Source organism: Sphingomonas sp. P4_D12 (assembly GCF_056401895.1).
This window is the reverse complement of the sequence record NZ_JBFUIL010000005.1, coordinates 119,624-137,677: the sequence shown is the minus strand read 5'-3', so window position 1 is coordinate 137,677 and position 18,054 is coordinate 119,624. Positions and strand designations below refer to the sequence as shown.

The window sequence follows — 18,054 nt, the reverse complement described above, 5'->3', positions numbered from 1 at the left end:
GATGACGCAGGCTTCCGATATCGTCGCCGAACTTGATCGGCTCTATTCCGCCTCGGTCGAACGCCTCCAGGACGCGCTGACCGCCTATCTCACCACCGGCAAGACGCCCGACCCCAAGTCGCGCACTGACGGGTCGTTCGCCTATCCCGAAATCCGCCTGATTTATCGCGGCGAGCATGATCGCCCGACCCCGTTGCGCTCGTTCGGCCGGCTGTCGGAAGCAGGCGACTATCGCATCAGCGTCACCAAGCCGCGCATCTATGCCGATTATCTGACCGAACAGCTCACGCTGCTGATCGAGGATTACGATGTCGAGGTCTCCGCGGTCCCCGGGCGGCAGGAAATCCCCTTCCCTTACGTGCTCGACCCGAGTCACGCACTTAACCTCGAAGAGGTATCGGCGGTAGAACTCGCGCGCTGGTTCCCGGCGACCGAGTTGGCGCATATCGGTGACGAGATCGCCGACGGGCTGCCGACGCCGGGCGAAGCGCGGCCGCTGGCCTTGTTCGACGGGCTGCGTACCGATTTCAGTCTCGCGCGGCTGCGGCATTATACTGGGACCCCGCCCGAGCATGTCCAGCGCTACGTGCTGTTCACCAATTACCACCGCTATGTCGACGAATTCGTCCGCTGGGCATTCGACCAGCTCGGCGAGGGCAGCCGCTTCACCGGAGTTTCAGGCGCTGGCGGCGTGCTGTTGCGCGCGGGCGACGATATCGAAGCGGTGCTGGCCGATACCAGCGCATGGCGGCGGCACCAGATGCCCGCTTACCATCTGATGGCCGACGATCGCACGGGGATCACGCTGGTCAATATCGGCGTCGGACCGTCCAACGCCAAGACGATCTGCGATCACCTTGCGGTGCTCCGCCCCGAAGCTTGGCTGATGATCGGGCATTGCGGTGGGCTCCGGCCCAGCCAGCGGATCGGCGATTATGTCCTCGCGCACGCTTATCTGCGCGACGACCATGTCCTCGACGACGTGCTGCCACCCGAAATCCCAGTCCCGGCGATCGCCGAAGTCCAGGTCGCAATGGCGCGGGCGGCGGAGAAGATCAGCGGCCAGTCGGGCGAAGAGCTCAAGCGCCGGTTGCGTACCGGCACGATCGTCACCACCGACGATCGCAATTGGGAATTGAGCTACACCAAATCGGCGCTGCGCTTCTCGCTCAGCCGCGCGGTCGGGATCGATATGGAATCGGCGACGATCGCGGCGCAGGGGTATCGTTTCCGCGTCCCCTACGGCACCTTGCTCTGCGTCTCGGACAAGCCGCTCCATGGCGAGCTCAAGCTGCCCGGCCAGGCCAACCGCTTCTACGAACGCGCGATCAACGAGCATATGCGGATCGGCATCCAGACCTGCGAGGAGCTCCGCCAGGAAGGCGCCAAGCTCCACAGCCGCAAATTGCGCGCCTTCAACGAACCGCCATTCCGCTGATCTGTCACGGGGCTATCACGACCCTGAAACAATCTGGTATGCGCGGACGTTAGCGACCAAAGAGAACAGGGGATTATCTCTCATGGCCACGACGCCGAAAAAGACGCCTGCCAAGCCCGCCGCTGCAAAGGCGACCGCCAAACCCAAGGCGTCCGCAAAGCCGAGGGCTGCGGCCAAGCCGAAGACGGCGGCGCCTGCAGCAGAAGCGGAAACCAAGCCCGTAGCGGCCTCGAAGGCTCCGGCTAAAGCCGCTGCGAAGCCGAAAGCTACGGCTAAGCCGGTCGCGAAGGCAGCCGGCGCAACAGCTGCGACGACACCAAAACCGGCGGCCAAGGCTACCGCGCCGAAGACAACCACGGCGAAGGCTGCGGCCAAGCCCAAGACCCCGGTTGCGCCCAAGGCGACGGCGCCGAAACCGGCACCGAAGCCGGCTGCGGCAAAGCCCGCTCCAACGCCGGCGCCGGCCGCTCCCACGCCATCGACGCCCAGCCGCGCCGCGACGATCGCCAAGCGCAGCGGGATCGCTGCCGGCATTGCCGGCGCGATCGGCGCTGTAGCGGCGCTGTTCACCTTGCGTGGCAGCAGCCGGCAGGGCGAGCCGAAGGACTCGGATTCCTGACCGGGCCGACGGCGGATCGGTTAACTCAGTCTCACTCCGGACATCTCCCGCAACCGTCACCCCAGCGAAAGCTGGGGTCTCAAGCCGCATCGCACCTTCGCCTGAGACCCCAGCTTTCGGTGGGGTGACGGCTGGAGTTCGCTGGGGTGACGGCTGTGGTTGGCGCGCGCGCTGATACCCTTCAGCGACCGCGCCCGCTCACCATCCGCTCGGTTTCCCCTTATTCTGCTCGTCGAGCCACTTCTTGAGCGGCGCGAAATAGTCGACCAGCGCCTGCCCCGAAATCTCGCGGCTGCCGGTGAATGCCTGCAACGCGTCTGGCCAAGGCTTGGATTGCCCCATCTCGAGCATCTTCTGCAGCTTCGCGCCGACCTCCTTGTTGCCGTAGAACGAGCAACGATGAAGCGGCCCGGTCCAGCCAGCCTGCTTGCACGCCGCCTGGTAGAATTGGAACTGGAGCAGTCGCGCCAGGAAATAACGCATATACGGCGTGTTGGCGGGAATATGGTATTTGGCGCCCGCATCGAACCGTGACGCATCGCGCGCGACCGGCGGCTTGATGCCCTGATATTGCAGCCGCAGCGCGTCCCAGGCCGACTGATATTGATCGGGCTTGATCGAGCCGTTGAACACGCCCCAGCGCCATTTGTCGACCAGCAGCCCGAACGGCAGGAATGCGACCTTGTCCATCGCCTGGCGCAGCAGCAAACCGGTGTCCTTGTCCGCGCTCGGCACGCGCGATTTGTCGAGCAGGCCGATCTGGACGAGGTAGTTCGGGGTGATCGACAAGGCGACGAAATCGCCGATTGCTTCGTGGAAGCCGTCATTGGCGCCATTTTCGTACAGGAACGGCTGGTTCATATACGCGCGCTGATAATAATTATGCCCAAGCTCGTGATGGACCGTGACGAAGTCGTCGGCATTGACCTTGGTGCACATCTTGATGCGCACGTCCTGCTTATTGTCGATGTCCCAGGCCGAGGCATGGCAGACGACCTCGCGATCGGCAGGTTTGACGATCATCGAGCGTGCCCAGAATGTGTCAGGCAACGGCGCAAAGCCGAGCGAGGAATAGAAGCCCTCCCCCGTCTTCACCATCTTGATCGGATCATATCCCTTGGCCTTGAGCAACGCCTCGGTATCGTAGCCGATATCGCCCGATCCCTTGGGAGCGACGACGTCGTAGATATTGCCCCATTCCTGCGCCCACATATTGCCGAGCAGGTCGGCGCGGATCGGACCCGTCCTGGCCTGCACCGCATCGCCATATTTCTCGTTGAGCTTCCAGCGGACATAGGTGTGGAGCGAGAGGTAGAGCGGCTCGACCTGCTTCCACAGGCGGTCGGTCATCTTGGCGAAATCGTCGGGCGGCATGTCGTAGCCCGACCGCCACATCGCGCCGACATCGGCATAGCCGAGTTCCTTGGCGCCCTGGTTCGAGATGTCGACCATGTGCGCGTAATCGGCCTTCATCGGCACGCCGACATTGTCGTTCCAGCTGACCCACATCTCTTTCAGCTTGGCCGGGTCGCGGGTCGTGCCCATCGCTGCCTCGATATCCGATCCGTTGATCGGCTTGCCGTCGAGCGTGCCTTTGCCCTTGCCATATTCGGACTGGAGCTTCGTCGCGATCGTCGACAGCTCATCGGCCGCGCCGGGCCGCGACGGCGCGGGCAAGGTGATGCCGTTGCGGATCAGGTCGAGCTTGCGCTTCGTGTCGGGCGACAGGCCCTGGACGTTGAGATATTTGGCCGCCTCGCCGGCATATTTGACCGCGAGCTCGGTTTGGCGGGCACTGACTTCCGCCGCCATCGCATCGGTATCGTCGGTGATATAGGTCGCGTTGATCCAGCCGGCGCGGTTGGTATCGACCGAAATGTCGGCGAGATCCTTTTCGGCCCGGGCGACGAAAGTATCCGCATCCGCCGCGGTCGCCGGAGCATTCTTGTCGGGCGCGGTGGCGAGAACCACGGCCCCAGAAAGAACCAGCGCGAGCGCAAGGCCCGACGCCATCGCGGTACGGATCATGTTCAACGACTCCCTGAACTTATCGGAGCGACACTGATCCCGCCGGAAGCCCGCGGTCAAGCGGCGAGAAAATCGGCGATCGCCTGACCGAGCTCGGGTTTGACCACCGCGCTCATGTGATTGCCCGGCACTTCGACATAGCGGGCGTGAGGCAAGGCGTCGGCGAGCGCTGCGGCACTGCCATTGTCGTCGTCATCGGCACCGTTCACGCAGAGTGTGGGCCAGTCGAAATGCTCGATCTGCTCGATCGGCGTGCTGACGAACGTATCGATCACCCCCAGCAACGCCTGCGGATCGCCGCCGGTTGTCTTGAGGAACGCCTCGGCAAACCATTCGGGGCTGTTGCGCTCGTGCTTGCCGAGGTTGGTCAGGATATTGCGGAAATGCCCGCCGCGCCGGTCGGCCGAAGTCAGGCCGTCCAGCCCCATTCCCGAAAAGATCACGCGGCGCGGATCGGCGCCGGTCGCCAACATCCGGCTCGTCGTCCGCGCGCCGAGCGAATAGCCGCCAAGATCGAAGTCGACGAGGCCAAGGTGCGCGATCAGTGCGTGCCCATCCCGCGCCAAGGCGTCGGGCGGATAGGCGGCGGGATCGTGCGGCCGCGCGCTCGACCCGTGACCACGCAGATCGGGCATGATCACCCTGAAACCCTTGCCGGCGATAGCGGCGGCGTGGCCGTAGCGGATCCAGTTGGTTTCGGCATCGGAGAAGAAGCCGTGGATCAGGACGACCGGCCGCCCATCTCCAACCTCTCGCCAGGCCATGCGCTGGCCGTCGAAACTGTCGAAATATTGCGGCTCAATCGGGGAGTTTGCCAACGCTGTTCATCCATTTGTCGACCAAAGCCTGATGCTCGTCGCTCCGCTTGGCGGGAAGCGTGCTGGTGTCAAGCCATGCCTCATGCCAGCTCTCCTTGCCGAAATGGCTGGTCGGTTTGAACCGACCGGGATCGTCGAAACTGCCGACGGTCAGATCGAGATTGTTGCCATCGTCGAATTCGAACGTGAGCGGCGTCCCGCAGTTCGAACAGAAACCGCGTTGCGCGAAGGGCGACGAGCGATAGCGGTCGGGTTCGTGCTCCCAGGCCACCGCGGCCTTGGGCACGTTGCGGAACGCGATCGATACCCCGCCAGTCGCGCGCTGGCACATCCGGCAATGGCACAAATAGGCATCATCGCCATCGATCTCAGCCACATAGCGTATGCGACCGCACTGGCACCCGCCGGTCATCCTGTTCGCCACCGATCCCTCCTATGCTGCACTGCGCAAAAAAATTTTGCGTCAGCTACTATTTTATATAAGCATACTCATTATATGTGTCGCTATGAGCGACTCACTCGGTTTCCTGATTAGCGATGTCTCGCGCCTGATGCGCCGTCGTTTCGACGAACGCGCGCGCGAGGTCGGCGCAACGCGCGCGCAATGGCGCACGCTGACGACGCTCAGCCGCCACGAAGGTCTCAACCAGGGCGCGCTGGCCGATCTGCTCGAAGTCGAGCCGATTACCTTGTGCCGGATGATCGACCGGCTCGAGGAATCGGGACTGGTCGAGCGTCGTCGCGATCCGTCCGATCGCCGCGCCTGGCAATTGTTCCTGACCGACAAGTCGAAACCGATCCTCGACGATCTGCGTTCCATGGCCGAAGACCTGTTCGATCAGGTTCTGCAGGGCATCGACGAACCCGATCGAGCGGCGCTCGGCAAGACGCTTCAGCGCATGCGCGCCAACCTCCTCATCCTTCCTTCCCCCCGTACGACCGAGACCGCCCATGGCTGATGCCGATCCGAAAATAGAAACGAAGGGCGAAAAGATCGCCGCCGCCAACGTCATCGAAACGGTCGAGGCGCCGCAGCCAGTCGCCAAGAAGCGCAGCTGGGTGCGGATCGCGCTGATGGTCAGCGTCCCGTTATTGATCGCGGCGGTCGCGGGGTATTTCTACCTCACTGGCGGGCGATATCAGACCACCGATAACGCCTATGTCGAGCAGGATACGGTATCGATCAGTCCCGACGTGTCGGGTCGCATCGTCGACGTGCGCGTAAAGGAGAACCAGCGGGTAAAGGCCGGCGATGTCCTGTTCGTGATCGACCCCGAGCCGTACCGCATCGCGCTCGAACAGGCGAATGCCGCGATCGCCAGCGCGAAGGTCGACGTCTCGACCAAGGCAACCGACACCGGAAGCGCCGCCGCCGATATCGAGAGCGCCGATGCCGACATCGCGCTCGCCCAGGCGACATGGCAGCGCCAGGATGCCCTGTGGAAGAAGGGGTTCACGACCAAGGCGTCGCTCGACGCCGCGCAGCACGAGGTCCTTGCCGCCAAAGCGCGGCTCGCAACGGCCCGTGCCGCGGCGCAGAAGGCGCAAGTCCAGCTTGGCAGCGGCGTCGCGGGATCGGGCGTTCCCGCCGCGGTCCAGGCCGCGATGGCCGATCGCGACAAGGCCCAGATGAACCTCACCCGCACCGTGGTGCGCGCGCCGCATGACGGCATCATCACGCAGACCAGCCGGTTGCAGGTGGGCAACATCACCCCTTCGGGCGTGCCCGCGCTCAGCCTCGTCGTGACGTCGCCCTGGGTCACGGCGAACTTCAAGGAGACGCAGCTCGCCAACATGCGTGTCGGCCAGCCGGTCGAGCTGAAGTTCGATGCCTATCCGGGCATGAAATTGTGCGGCAAGGTCCAGAGCATCGGCGCCGGTACCGGCTCGTCCGCGTCGATCCTCCCAGCGCAGAATGCCAACGGCAACTGGGTCAAGGTAACGCAGCGCGTACCGGTGCGCATCACGATCGCCTGTAAAGCCGACCGCCCGTTGATCACCGGACTGTCGACCGACGTCTCGGTCGATACCAAACCCAATGGCTAGTGCGGCGATCCCCGCCGGCCCAAGTGCGGCCCGCACGGCCCAGCCCGCGCTCAGCCCGCCGCTGCTGGCGACCTCGAACCGCCCGCTCCTGACCGTCGGCGTCATGGGCGCGATGGTGATGCAGATCCTCGATACGACGATCGCCAACGTCGCGCTGCCGCACATGACAGCGGCGCTCGGCGCGACCACCGACACCATAACCTGGGTGCTGACCAGCTATATCGTCGCGACCGCGATCGCCCTGCCCGCGACCGGCTGGCTGAGCGATCGGCTTGGCAGCCGCAATCTGTTCCTGATCTCGGTCGCGGGCTTCGTCCTCGCCTCGGCGTTGTGCGGGACCGCAGTCAATCTGAGTGAGATGGTCGTCTTCCGTGCCTTTCAGGGCATTTTTGCCGCCTTCATCAACCCATTGTCGCAAACCGCGATGATCGACATCAATCCCAAGGAACGCCAGGCCCAGGCCATGTCGGTCTGGGGCATGGGCGTGATGGTCGGGCCGATCCTGGGGCCGGTGCTCGGCGGCTATCTGACCGACAATTTCAACTGGCGCTGGGTGTTCTATGTCAACGTGCCGGTCGGCGCCTTAACCTTCGCCATCCTGTGGTTCCTGCTGCCGTCGCGGCCGAAGGCGACGCGCTCGTTCGATTTCACCGGTTTCGCGTTCGTCGGCCTGGCGGTGGCGAGCTTCCAGCTGATGCTCGATCGCGGTCAGAACCAGGATTGGTTCTCGAGCTGGGAAATCATCACCGAAGGGCTGATCGCGATCGCCGCGGCGTGGATCGCGCTGATCCATCTCGCCACCGCTGCCAAGCCGCTGTTCGACCGGCATCTGTTCAAGAACCGCAATCTCGTGACGGCGATGTTCTTCATGATCATCATCGGGATCTCGACCATGGCGCCGATGGCATTGCTACCACCGATGCTGCAGCAATTGTTCGGCTATTCGGTGGTCCAGACCGGCATGATGATGGCGCCGCGCGGCGTCGGCGTGTTGTTCACAATGTGGCTGGCCGGCCGCTTGATCGGCAAGGTCGATACGCGGATCGTCATCGCGATCGGGCTGGTATTGTTCGCCTGGTCGCTACACTCGATGGCGAGCTGGTCGCTCGAGATGGATTCCTGGCCGGTCATTACGTCAGGCTTCATCCAGGGGCTAGGCATGGGCCTGGTGTTCATGCCGCTCAACAGCCTGGCCTTTGCGACGCTCGAGCAGAATTACCGCACCGATGGATCGAGTCTGCTCAACCTGATGCGGTCGATCGGCCAATCGGCGGGCATTTCGATGGTGACGGTGTTCCTGGCGCGCAACATCCAGACCAGCCATGCCGATCTCGCCCAGCACATTACCGATCATGCCGTTCCTGGTTTCAACATCGGCCAGCTATTTCAGCTCGGCGAGATGTCCGACGCAGTGTTCGGGATGGTCGACAACATGGTCAACCAACAAGCCGCGATGATCGCCTATATCGACGATTTCTACCTGATGTCGTGGCTCACGATCGCGGTGCTGCCGCTGGTCCTGCTGCTACAGACGCCCAGGGGCAAGGTCGAGGTGGTGCACGCCGAATAGCGCGCGCAAGGTTCACCGCGACAAGATAGCGGCGAACTCAGCCATCGGAGGGGTTTCGTCGAAACAGGGAATGTCCTCGGCGATCGTCACCCAGGGCTGCTTGCTTTTGACCCAGATATGCACAAGCGGCTCGAGCGCGCGGTTGTGGTCAAGCGTGCCCGCGCGGACGACCGCGATTCCGGGCCGCGAGCTGTTCGTGTTCCACAGCCGGTTATGACACACGCCGCAGGCGCGCTGGTGGGACAATGCGCCGCTCTCGTTGGTGACGGTGAACTCGACGATCGGGCCAGTCGCGATGATCGCGGTTTCGGGCACCACCGCCTGCTCGCTGAACGCGCTTCCCGACCAACGCTGGCAGTCGGTGCAGTGGCAGCAATAGATCGCGGTCAGGGCGTCGACCGCCAGCTCATAGCGCGCCGCGCCGCAGCGACAGCCCCCGGTGAATGTCATCCGCGTTTCTCCAGCCCGGCCTGCCTCATCCGCCACATAGCGAGGTCGATGCGATCCTGTCCGAAAAAGGGTTCGTCGTTGAAGACCAGGGTCGGCACGCCCCAATGCCCCGCCGCTTCGAGCGCCTCCTGGTTGGCGGCGACTTCGGCGTCGAGTGCGTCTGCGTCGCGTCCGGCTTCGGCATCGAGGTCGGCCATGTCGAGCCCGGCGCGCATTGCCGCACCGGCAAGATGATCGCCCAGGTGCCAGTCGACGGCACCGCCCCAGACAAGTTGCGCCACTTCATCGGCATAAGCGAACCCCCTGCCCCGTCGCGCGGCCACCTGGCCAGTTCGCACGAGCCGACGGATATGCGGCTGCTCGGCTGCGATCTCGCGCGTGGCGATATTCTGGACGATCGGGTCTGGGCGGGGCGGCCCGAACGGAATGCCCTCATGCTGCGCGACCCGCATCACGTCGCGGATCGTGTAGCGCAGCCAATTGGGGTGACTGCGCTCGAAGAAATCGGGCTGGCGGATCGCGAGCGGATAGACCGGCTTGAGATCGATCGAGAGGTCATAATCGCGGACGATCGCGCGCCATTTCGGTAGCGCGAGATACGAATAGGGGCTGCGAAAGGAGAAATAGAGGTCCGCGCGCAAAGTCACGCCAATGCCTTCACCAATGCGGAATGCCTGCCGCTTCCCGCTGTTGCGATCAGACGCCGGTCAGCTGTTATCAGCGCCGCCTTCTCCCGCTCGGCGAGGGCGAGGTAGACGCAGTCGTAGATCGGGTGTTGAAGGTCGAACGCGAGTTCGATGGCCCGAGGCAACAGCTCAACCACCGGCACCAGGAAGGTCAGCATGCGTGGGAGCGCGCTCGCGGCGGCCTTGACCACGGGCCCGTGGTCGCCGTCAAGCTTACGAAGCCGCGCCCACATCGCATTCGAGACTTCCGTTAGCAGCAAATCCGGCGCGTACAGCGGTTCGGGCGTCTCGAACAATGCCAGTGCGCGATCGCTGTCGGGTTCAGGCACGAACCATTTGAACGCGACGCTGGCATCAACGATCACTGCCATCAGGAACGATCGGGCTCGCGGTCCCCGTTCGTATCGCGATACCGACGAATGATATCCGCGCCATCCTCGCCGGGCATATTGGCGGGGAGCAAGTCGCGAACCCGCATCGCCAACGCACGCCGGTCGCCCGCGCCGACCGGCTTGGCACGTTTCAGTGCCTCACGCAATTCAGCTTCCAGCGAGCGATCGTTAGCGACGGCCGCCGCGCGATAGGCGGCGATCACTTCGTCATCGAGGCTGCGGATCAGAACCTGTCCCATGCCTCGATGATATCACACTGCTATCAGCAGACTCAAGCCGCTTTCTTGAGGTACCTGCGCCCGAGCAGTTCGGCTATCTGTACCGCGTTCAACGCCGCGCCCTTGCGGAGATTGTCCGATACGCACCACAGCGACAGGCCGTTATCGACGGTAGAATCCTCGCGGACGCGGCTGACGAAGGTGGCATATTCGCCGACGCACTCGACCGGGGTGACGTAGCCGCCATCCTCATGCTTATCGACCAGCATGATGCCAGGGGCCTCGCGCAGGATCGACTTGGCCTTGGCCGCCGAGATTTCGTGCTCGAACTCGATATTGATCGCTTCCGAATGGCCGACGAACACCGGCACGCGGACGCAGGTCGCGGTGACCTTGATCTTGGGGTCGAGGATCTTCTTGGTCTCGACCACCATCTTCCACTCTTCCTTGGTCGACCCGTCCTCGAGGAACTTGTCGATATGCGGGATGACGTTGAAGGCGATCTGCTTGGTGAACTTCTTGGCCTCGGCCTGGTCGCCGACGAAGATGTTGCGCGACTGCTCGAACAGTTCGTCCATCCCGGCCTTGCCGGCACCCGAGACCGATTGATAGGTCGCGACGACGACGCGCTTGATCGTCGCGGCGTCGTGCAGCGGCTTCAGCGCAACGACCATCTGCGCGGTCGAGCAATTCGGATTGGCGATGATGTTCTTGCGGATATAGCCGTTGATCGCGTCCGGGTTCACCTCGGGCACGATCAGCGGCACGTCCGGGTCCATCCGATAGAGCGACGAATTGTCGATCACTGTGCAGCCCGCCGCGGCGAACCGGGGCGCGTGGATCGCGGTCGCGTCACTGCCGATTGCGAACAGCGCCATATCCCAGCCGGTCGGGTCGAAATGTTCGATGTTTTTAATGGTCAGCATACGGCCGGTGTCGCCATATTCGACCTGGTTGCCGGTCGAGCGCGCCGAGGCGACGACCGCGATCTCGTCGGCCGGAAACTCGCGTTCGGCCAGGATATTCAGCATCTCGCGCCCGACATTGCCGGTCGCGCCGGCGACGACCACACGGTAACCCATCACATCGATCCCATTTTCATGCCCGCCATATCGGGCGGCGCTTGCTCTTTAGGCCCCAGCCGAGAGAATGGAAGCGCGCAATTTCTTGATACCCAGCCAAGGTCAGCTTGATGCAGAATTTCCCGATCGACCGTATCCGCTCACGCTTTCCCGCTCTGTCGCGCGACGTCGAGGGTCAGCCCGCAGCTTATTTCGACGCCCCCGGCGGCACCCAGGCATGTGACGCGGCGATCGCTGCAATGACCACGCATCTACGCGAGGGCACCGCCAATGCCGGCGGTCCGTTCGCAACGTCGGTCGAGACCGACCGTTTGTCTGACGATGCGCATGCGGCAATCGCCGACCTGCTTGGTGCCCAGCCCGAAGAGATCGCATTCGGGCCGAACATGACGACCCTCACCTTCGCCGTCTCTCGCGCGCTCGCCCGCGACTGGCGCGAAGGCGACGAACTTGTCGTCACGCGCCTCGACCACGACGCCAATGTCGCGCCATGGCTGCAGGTCGCTGAAGATCGCGGGATGACGGTGCGCTGGCTCGATTTCGATCCGGCGACCGGCCGCTGGACGCTCGAGGATTTTGCGGGGTTGCTGGGACCGAAGACGCGATTGGTGGCGCTCGGCGTCGCGAGCAACGCGCTCGGCACGGTCAATCCTATCGCCGAGGCGGTGAAGCTGGTTCGTGGGCGGAGCGACGCCCTCGTCTATGTCGACGCAGTGCAATCGGTTCCTCATTTGGTTACTGACGTGGCCGCGATCGGCGCCGATTTCGTCGCCTGTTCGCCGTACAAATTCTTCGGCCCGCACCAGGGCGTGCTGTGGATGAACCCGCGCCTCGACGATCGCGTCCGTGCCTATAAGGTTCGACCCGCCGGGAATGACGGCGCGCATCGCTTCGAGACGGGGACGCCGTCGTTCGAGGGCCAGGCCGGCGTGCTCGGCACGATCTCGTATCTCGAATGGCTGGGCGAACTCGCCGATCCCAGCGCGAACAGCCGGCGCTCGCGGCTGGTCGCGGCGATGACCGCCGCCACCGCCTATGAGGTCGACCTCGGCGACCGCCTGCTCGCCGGGTTCGCGGCGATCCCCGGCCTCAAGCTCTGGGGCCCGCCGACGATGGAGGCCCGCGTCCCGACCTTCTCCTTCACGCTTTCCGGCCATGCCGCGCCGGCGATCGCGCAGCATCTGGCGAAACGCGGCATCTTCGCCTGGGCGGGGCATTTCTATGCGGTCGAAGTCGCCGCCCGACTCGGCCTTGCCGACAAAGGCGGGCTCCTCCGCGTCGGTCTATGCCATTACAACACCGCCGAGGAAGTCGACCGGCTGATCGCCGCGCTGACCGAGATTTAGCGCCAGCGATGTCGGGTAAATTTACAGGTAACCATCTTCGTTAATCCGAAACCGCGCATTTCCGCCATTGGCACAGCTCATGCTTCACTACCTGCATGTTCGCCAAGATCGCCCGCCTGTTCGTCATCAAGACCAAGTTCGAGGCCTTCATGGTGATCTATGGCCTGGGTCTGGGCGCGGTCGAGCGCGGGGTCCATTATCTCCAGCAATATCCCGGTTTCGGCGGCTGGATGCTGTTCTCGGTCTGCCCGATCGCGGTGTTCATGGCCGGGGCGCGGATTTTGGATTCGGTCGAGCGGAACTGAGCCCGAAGAAAGCTCAAATGCCCGGAATGAAGATGAGTGGCAAAACGGGACAAACGGATCCTGCAATTTTGCCATAACCGCTGGCACGCCGCCACTAAGTGCTTGCGCCCCCCACTTTAACGATTACAAGTGTAGTCAGTATGTGAGGGCACGATAAATGTTCAGCTACGCCGGGCTCGCCGCTGCTTTCGTCATCGCCGCACCCGCCGCTGTCGCGGCGCCAGTCGACGGACAATGGATTCTCATCGTAGACCGGTTCGGCAATCTCGAATATTCCACCCTCAACCTTCACATAAGCGGTTCGTCGGTTACCGGCGATTGGGACGGGGATGCGGTAACGGGCAGCTCTTCGGCCAATGCTCTGGCGCTGATGGTCACCGACGGGCGCGGCGCGCATTATCGTTTCGAAGCGCAACTCGTGAACGGAACACTGCGCGGCATTGCCGATTATCCCGACAACAACTTTCCCGACAAACGCCTGCGATTCGCCCTGACGGGCCGCCGCGTTCCCGATCGCCCGCCCGGGGGTCCGCGCATCATCGATTTTACGCCCTCGGATTACGCTAACAGCTTCTCGGCCGAACGCGCGCCCGTTCTGACCGTGTGGCCGGGCGACACGATCCGCACCTCGACCATCGATTCCGGCGGCATCGACGCGGCAGGCAAAACGCGCGCCTTGTTCGGCAATCCGCAGACCGGACCGTTCTTCATTGCGGGCGCCACCCAAGGCGACACGCTTGCGGTCCATATCATCAAGCTGACGCCCAATCGCGATTGGGCCGACAGCCTGGACACGATCGTCGCGCGCGCTTTGCCGCCGGGCCTAGCTTCGAAAGCCGGCGCGTTGGGCAAACCCATTCGGTGGCGGCTGGACCGCAGCCAAGGGTTCGCAACACCCGAAAGCGCAAGTGGCAAACTGGCGGAGTACCGCGTGCCGTTGAGGCCAATGCTGGGAGGAATGGCATTGGCAAACGGCTTTGGCTCATCGCCCCTGTCGACCGGCGATACCGGCCGCGCTGGCGGCAATATGGACTTTCCCGAAGTGGTCGCGGGTAACGTCGTCTATCTGCCGGTCCAGCAACCGGGCGCGCTTCTGTATCTGGGCGACGCTCATGCGGCACAAGGCGATGGCGAGACTAGCCAATACGCGCTGGAGACATCGATGGATGTCGTCGTGCGCGTCGAGCTGATCAAAAGCAAGGCAATCGCGATGCCCCGGGTCGAGTCGCCCACCGAATTAATGGTGCTCGGCCAGGCGGGATCACTCGACGAAGCACTCAAGGCGGCAAGCGGCGGCCTGATCCAGTGGCTGCAGCAGGATTACGGCCTGACGCTCTCCGAGGCCGCGCAGGTGATCGGCACGTCGGTCCGCTTCAGCGTGCCCAACCTGGCGGGCCGCAGCGTCGGGGTCGCGGCCCGGATCGACAAGGCCCGGCTACCCAAGCGCCAAGGCGAATAATGTCCGCGGCGGTCGGGTAATCGAGAGCAAAGCCGCACCGGGCAGCTCTCCCCTTCTCGGTTTACCACCAAGCTCCAGGCCGTGCCCTGAACCCCGCGCGCTCCTCGATCGCGAGGCACGCGTCGAGCACGCCTTGCTCGTCGAGCGCCTTGCCGATCACCTGGAGCCCCAGCGGCAGCCCGGCCTTGTCGAGACCGCCCGGCACCGACATCGCCGGTAGGCCGGCGAGGCTCGACGGCACGGTGAAGACGTCGTTGAGGTACATCGCGATCGGATCGGCTGACTTCTCGCCCAGCGCGAACGCCGCCGACGGCGCGGTCGGGGTGAGTAGCAGGTCGCACGTCTCCCAGGCCCGGTCGAAATCGCGCGCGATCAGCGTGCGGACCTTCTGCGCCTGGGTGTAGTAAGCGTCGTAGAAGCCCGCCGACAGCACATAGGTCCCGATCAGGATGCGGCGCTTGACCTCCGCCCCGAAGCCGGCGGCGCGGGTCGCGGCGTACATTTCCTGGAGGTTCGCGCCCTCCGGCAGGTCGCGTAGCCCGTATCGTACGCCGTCATAGCGCGCGAGGTTGGACGACGCCTCGGCGGGCGCGATAATGTAATAAGCCGGCAGCGCGTATTTGGTGTGCGGCAGCGACACCTCGACCACCTCGGCGCCGGCATCCTTCACCCAGTCGATGCCCTGCTGCCACAAAGCCTCGATCTCGGCCGGCATGCCGTCGACGCGATATTCCTTGGGGATACCGATGCGCTTGCCCGCCAGGCTGGCATTGAGCCCAGCTTCCCACTTCGGCACGTCGAGCTGGAGGCTGGTCGAATCCTTGGCGTCGAACCCGCTCATCGTCTCGAGCATGATCGCGCAATCGCGCACGTCGCGCGCCATCGGCCCGGCCTGGTCGAGGCTCGAGGCGAAGGCAATGATGCCCCAGCGCGAGCAGCGGCCATAAGTCGGCTTGATGCCGGCGATCCCGGTGAACGCGGCGGGCTGGCGGATCGAGCCGCCGGTGTCGGTACCGGTCGCTGCGGGGCAGAGCCGCGCCGCGATCGAGGCTGAACTGCCGCCCGACGATCCACCGGGAGCCAGCGGTGCATTGCCGCCATCGGCACGCCGCCAGGGCGAGATGACGTTGCCGAAATAGCTGGTCTCGTTCGACGATCCCATCGCGAACTGGTCCATGTTGAGCTTGCCCAACATGCCCGCGCCCGCGTCCCAGAGCTTCTGCGAGACGGTCGATTCGTATTCGGGCTTGAACCCTTCGAGGATATGGCTCGCCGCCGCCGACTGCACGCCCTTGGTGCAGAACAGGTCCTTCATGCCGATCGGCACGCCGGCCAAGGGCTTCAGCGCTTCGCCCGCCGCGCGCGCCGCATCGGCTTCGTTGGCCGCGGCGATGGCATGATCGGGGGTTTCGACCAGAAAGGCGTTGAGCTGCTTCGCCTTGCTGACCGCGACGATGAACGAATCCGCCACTTCGCGCGCCGAGAAAGTGCCCGCGCGGATGCCGTTGCGAAGCTCGCGGACGCCAAGATCGGTGAGATTGGTCATTATTCGATCACCTTGGGCACGGTGAAGAAGCCGTGTTCGGCCTGGGGCGCATTGGCCAGCACCGCGTCGCGCTTGCCGCCATCGGTGACGATGTCGTCGCGCAGGCGCAGCGTATTGGCGATAACCGCGGTCATCGGCTCGACCGACGACGTGTCGACCTCACCCAATTGCTCGATCCAGCCCAGGATGTTGTCGAGTTCGGGCGCGATCTTCGCGACTTCCTCGTCGGTGATCGCGATGCGAGCGAGGCTCGCGATCTTCTTTACGGTTGCAGCGTCTACGGACATGGCCGCGCGGCTAGCAGAGCGGCCGCCACGATTGCAACCGCCGCGACGATCAGGCACGGGACCCGGACGGCAATCGGAGCACGTTCTTGGCCCGCAAATTCGTCTATCTGGTCCTCTTCCTTATCCTGGTCGCGGTCGCGTGCCTCTTCATTTATCGGCTCTATCCCGGCCAGGTGATGAAAGCGGCGCTGATCCCCAGCGCACAATTCGAAGGCGGACCAATCACGCCCGAACAGGCCTACGAAAAGGCCGACATGTGGTTCGCGCGGCCCGACATTCCGAATAATCCGGCTTTGTGGACTCCAGCCGATTTCAAGCCGGGCGAGAAACCGACAGCCGCGGTCTTCTTCATCCATCCTACCTCGTACATCGACCGCGCGCATTGGAATGCACCGCTCGACGACGCCCAGGCCAACAACACCGCCGCGGTCTTCCTGCGTGGTCAGGCGTCGGCGTTCAACGAGATCGGCGAGATTTGGGCGCCGCGTTATCGCCAGGCCACGTTCGGCGCCTTCCTGACGAGCCAGGCCGAGGCGCAGAAGGCGCTGGATTTCGCCTATCGCGACGTACTCGCGGCGTTCGACGAATTCCTCAAAGAGGTCGGCCCAGATCGTCCGATCATCCTGGCCGGGCATAGCCAGGGCGCCCTCCACCTCGAACGCCTGCTGCGTGAGCGCGTCGCGGGTCAGCCGCTCGCGAAGCGGATCGTCGCGGCGTATGTCGTCGGCTGGCCGATCTCGAAGGCCAATGACCTCCCAGCCCTCGGCCTGCCCGAATGCGCGACAGCCGAGCAGGCCGGGTGCATCCTGTCGTGGCAGAGCTTCGCCGAGCCCGCCGATCCGTCGATGATTACCGATGTCTACGACGCGACCATCGGGTTCGACGGCAAGCCGCGCAAGGACACCGACATGGTCTGCACCAATCCGATCACCGGCACGCCTGGGGCGACCGCGGAAGGGAAAGACAATCTCGGGACGCTGATCCCATCCAAGGATTTGGGCAGCGCGACCCTGGGCGTGCCGGGCGTGCCCGCCAAATGTTTCGGACGCGGCTTCCTGTCGATCGGCGAGCCGGTCAACCTCGGCGGCTATGTCCTGCCCGGCAACAATTACCATGTGTTCGATTATTCGATGTTCTGGGTGAACGTCCGAAACGACGCTGCGCGGCGCTTCGCGACCTTCACTGGTGGCAAGCCCGTGACGGCCTCCACCCCTGTCCCAACCGCGAAGACCCGATGATCACCGAGGATCGAGTCGCGTTCCGTGCCGCTTTGCCCGATGGCGGGCGCCTGCTCGGGCTCGATGTCGGGACGAAGACGATCGGCACCGCCTTGTGCGATGCGGGCTGGAGCTTCGCCAGTCCGGCCGAACTGATCCGCCGCACCAAGTTCACCGCGGACAAGGCGGTGCTCGCGGCGCTGGCGGCGGCGCAGTCGGTCAAGGGCATCGTCGTCGGCCTGCCGCTCAATCTCGACGGCACCGATTCGCCGCGCACCCAATCGACCCGGGCATTCGCGCGCAACATCGCCGATCTCGGCCTGCCGATCCTGCTCTGGGACGAGCGCTGGTCGAGTCACCCCAGCGCACCTCCCGTCACCCCAGCGAAAGAACATCGGGTTGAGCATGCCCCGCATGCTCAAGGATCGTCCGGGGGACGATCCGACCCGATGTTGGTCTCTGGCGGTGACGCGATGCCGCTTGAGATCCCAGCTTTCGCTGGGATGACGAATTTGGAAAACGGATCGATTTAAGAACAACGGCTTAT

20 protein-coding genes are annotated in these 18,054 nt (G+C 64.0%); 9 read left to right on the top strand and 11 right to left on the bottom strand.

Annotated elements, in window-relative coordinates; translation table 11 throughout:
* The first annotated feature begins 1 nt into the window (after position 1).
* Positions 2–1,438: an AMP nucleosidase gene (locus AC1DSD_RS10765; RefSeq protein ID WP_478030023.1), complete on the top strand. Its 1,437-nt coding sequence runs from the start codon at positions 2–4 to the stop codon at positions 1,436–1,438.
* Between the two features lie 15 nt (positions 1,439–1,453).
* Here AC1DSD_RS10765 and AC1DSD_RS10760 read toward each other — a convergent pair whose 3' ends face one another.
* From AC1DSD_RS10760 to AC1DSD_RS10745, 4 genes are all read right to left on the bottom strand, one after another.
* Positions 1,454–1,972, bottom strand: a complete 519-nt coding sequence (locus AC1DSD_RS10760) for a hypothetical protein (RefSeq protein ID WP_478030022.1) — start codon at positions 1,970–1,972, stop codon at positions 1,454–1,456.
* Between the two features lie 283 nt (positions 1,973–2,255).
* Positions 2,256–4,085, bottom strand: coding sequence for a M2 family metallopeptidase (locus AC1DSD_RS10755; RefSeq protein WP_478030021.1), 1,830 nt, complete (start codon positions 4,083–4,085; stop codon positions 2,256–2,258).
* 56 nt (positions 4,086–4,141) lie between these two features.
* Positions 4,142–4,903: an alpha/beta fold hydrolase gene (locus tag AC1DSD_RS10750; protein ID WP_478030020.1), complete on the bottom strand. Its 762-nt coding sequence runs from the start codon at positions 4,901–4,903 to the stop codon at positions 4,142–4,144.
* The gene (locus tag AC1DSD_RS10745) at positions 4,884–5,327 is read right to left on the bottom strand and encodes a GFA family protein (protein WP_478030019.1); all 444 of its coding nucleotides are present in this window, start codon (positions 5,325–5,327) and stop codon (positions 4,884–4,886) included. Before AC1DSD_RS10745 ends, AC1DSD_RS10750 begins: the two co-directional genes overlap by 20 nt.
* 82 nt (positions 5,328–5,409) lie before the next feature.
* On the opposite strand from AC1DSD_RS10745, the gene AC1DSD_RS10740 reads away from it, so the two are divergent.
* The 3 genes from AC1DSD_RS10740 to AC1DSD_RS10730 are packed head-to-tail and all read left to right on the top strand — an operon-like array spanning position 5,410 to position 8,519.
* Entirely contained in the window at positions 5,410–5,862 is a 453-nt protein-coding gene (locus AC1DSD_RS10740; RefSeq protein WP_478030018.1) for a MarR family winged helix-turn-helix transcriptional regulator, read from the top strand.
* Positions 5,855–6,949 (top strand): HlyD family secretion protein, encoded by a 1,095-nt coding sequence (locus AC1DSD_RS10735; protein ID WP_478030017.1) that lies wholly within the window; start codon positions 5,855–5,857, stop codon positions 6,947–6,949. Before AC1DSD_RS10740 ends, AC1DSD_RS10735 begins: the two co-directional genes overlap by 8 nt.
* The gene (locus AC1DSD_RS10730) at positions 6,942–8,519 is read left to right on the top strand and encodes a DHA2 family efflux MFS transporter permease subunit (RefSeq protein WP_478030016.1); all 1,578 of its coding nucleotides are present in this window, start codon (positions 6,942–6,944) and stop codon (positions 8,517–8,519) included. Before AC1DSD_RS10735 ends, AC1DSD_RS10730 begins: the two co-directional genes overlap by 8 nt.
* 12 nt (positions 8,520–8,531) lie before the next feature.
* Here AC1DSD_RS10730 and AC1DSD_RS10725 read toward each other — a convergent pair whose 3' ends face one another.
* From AC1DSD_RS10725 to AC1DSD_RS10705, 5 genes are read right to left on the bottom strand one after another with little or no spacing between them, the layout of a single operon-like run.
* Positions 8,532–8,969 carry a GFA family protein gene (locus AC1DSD_RS10725; RefSeq protein WP_478030015.1) on the bottom strand — a complete coding sequence of 146 codons (438 nt, stop codon included), beginning with the start codon at positions 8,967–8,969 and terminating at the stop codon, positions 8,532–8,534.
* Positions 8,966–9,616, bottom strand: coding sequence for a DsbA family protein (locus AC1DSD_RS10720; protein ID WP_478030014.1), 651 nt, complete (start codon positions 9,614–9,616; stop codon positions 8,966–8,968). The genes AC1DSD_RS10725 and AC1DSD_RS10720 overlap by 4 nt, the downstream gene beginning before the upstream one ends.
* The gene (locus tag AC1DSD_RS10715) at positions 9,613–10,026 is read right to left on the bottom strand and encodes a type II toxin-antitoxin system VapC family toxin (protein WP_478030013.1); all 414 of its coding nucleotides are present in this window, start codon (positions 10,024–10,026) and stop codon (positions 9,613–9,615) included. The genes AC1DSD_RS10720 and AC1DSD_RS10715 overlap by 4 nt, the downstream gene beginning before the upstream one ends.
* Complete coding sequence (locus AC1DSD_RS10710) at positions 10,026–10,286, bottom strand: FitA-like ribbon-helix-helix domain-containing protein (RefSeq protein WP_478030012.1); 261 nt, start codon at positions 10,284–10,286, stop codon at positions 10,026–10,028. Before AC1DSD_RS10710 ends, AC1DSD_RS10715 begins: the two co-directional genes overlap by 1 nt.
* Positions 10,287–10,318: 32 nt before the next feature.
* Positions 10,319–11,347, bottom strand: coding sequence for an aspartate-semialdehyde dehydrogenase (locus AC1DSD_RS10705; RefSeq protein WP_478030011.1), 1,029 nt, complete (start codon positions 11,345–11,347; stop codon positions 10,319–10,321).
* 110 nt (positions 11,348–11,457) lie between these two features.
* Here AC1DSD_RS10705 and AC1DSD_RS10700 point away from each other — a divergent pair, with 110 nt between their 5' ends.
* The 3 genes from AC1DSD_RS10700 (at position 11,458) to AC1DSD_RS10690 (ending at position 14,457) form a co-directional block, all read left to right on the top strand.
* A complete protein-coding gene (locus AC1DSD_RS10700; RefSeq protein WP_478030010.1) occupies positions 11,458–12,693 on the top strand; it encodes a cysteine desulfurase-like protein in 1,236 nt (411 codons plus the stop codon).
* A gap of 95 nt (positions 12,694–12,788) precedes the next feature.
* Complete coding sequence (locus AC1DSD_RS10695; RefSeq protein ID WP_478030009.1) at positions 12,789–12,998, top strand: hypothetical protein; 210 nt, start codon at positions 12,789–12,791, stop codon at positions 12,996–12,998.
* Between the two features lie 157 nt (positions 12,999–13,155).
* Positions 13,156–14,457, top strand: a complete 1,302-nt coding sequence (locus tag AC1DSD_RS10690; RefSeq protein ID WP_478030008.1) for an acetamidase/formamidase family protein — start codon at positions 13,156–13,158, stop codon at positions 14,455–14,457.
* Positions 14,458–14,518: 61 nt separating this feature from the next.
* Here the strand turns inward: AC1DSD_RS10690 and gatA are convergent, their stop codons facing one another.
* Positions 14,519–16,003: an Asp-tRNA(Asn)/Glu-tRNA(Gln) amidotransferase subunit GatA gene (gatA, locus tag AC1DSD_RS10685; RefSeq protein WP_478030007.1), complete on the bottom strand. Its 1,485-nt coding sequence runs from the start codon at positions 16,001–16,003 to the stop codon at positions 14,519–14,521.
* Positions 16,003–16,290 carry an Asp-tRNA(Asn)/Glu-tRNA(Gln) amidotransferase subunit GatC gene (gatC, locus tag AC1DSD_RS10680; protein ID WP_478030006.1) on the bottom strand — a complete coding sequence of 96 codons (288 nt, stop codon included), beginning with the start codon at positions 16,288–16,290 and terminating at the stop codon, positions 16,003–16,005. Before gatC ends, gatA begins: the two co-directional genes overlap by 1 nt.
* 86 nt (positions 16,291–16,376) lie before the next feature.
* On the opposite strand from gatC, the gene AC1DSD_RS10675 reads away from it, so the two are divergent.
* Together AC1DSD_RS10675 and ruvX are read left to right on the top strand one after the other, a co-directional pair.
* The gene (locus AC1DSD_RS10675; RefSeq protein WP_478030005.1) at positions 16,377–17,528 is read left to right on the top strand and encodes a DUF3089 domain-containing protein; all 1,152 of its coding nucleotides are present in this window, start codon (positions 16,377–16,379) and stop codon (positions 17,526–17,528) included.
* Positions 17,525–18,040: a Holliday junction resolvase RuvX gene (ruvX, locus tag AC1DSD_RS10670; RefSeq protein WP_478030004.1), complete on the top strand. Its 516-nt coding sequence runs from the start codon at positions 17,525–17,527 to the stop codon at positions 18,038–18,040. The genes AC1DSD_RS10675 and ruvX overlap by 4 nt, the downstream gene beginning before the upstream one ends.
* Positions 18,041–18,054 lie beyond the last annotated feature (14 nt).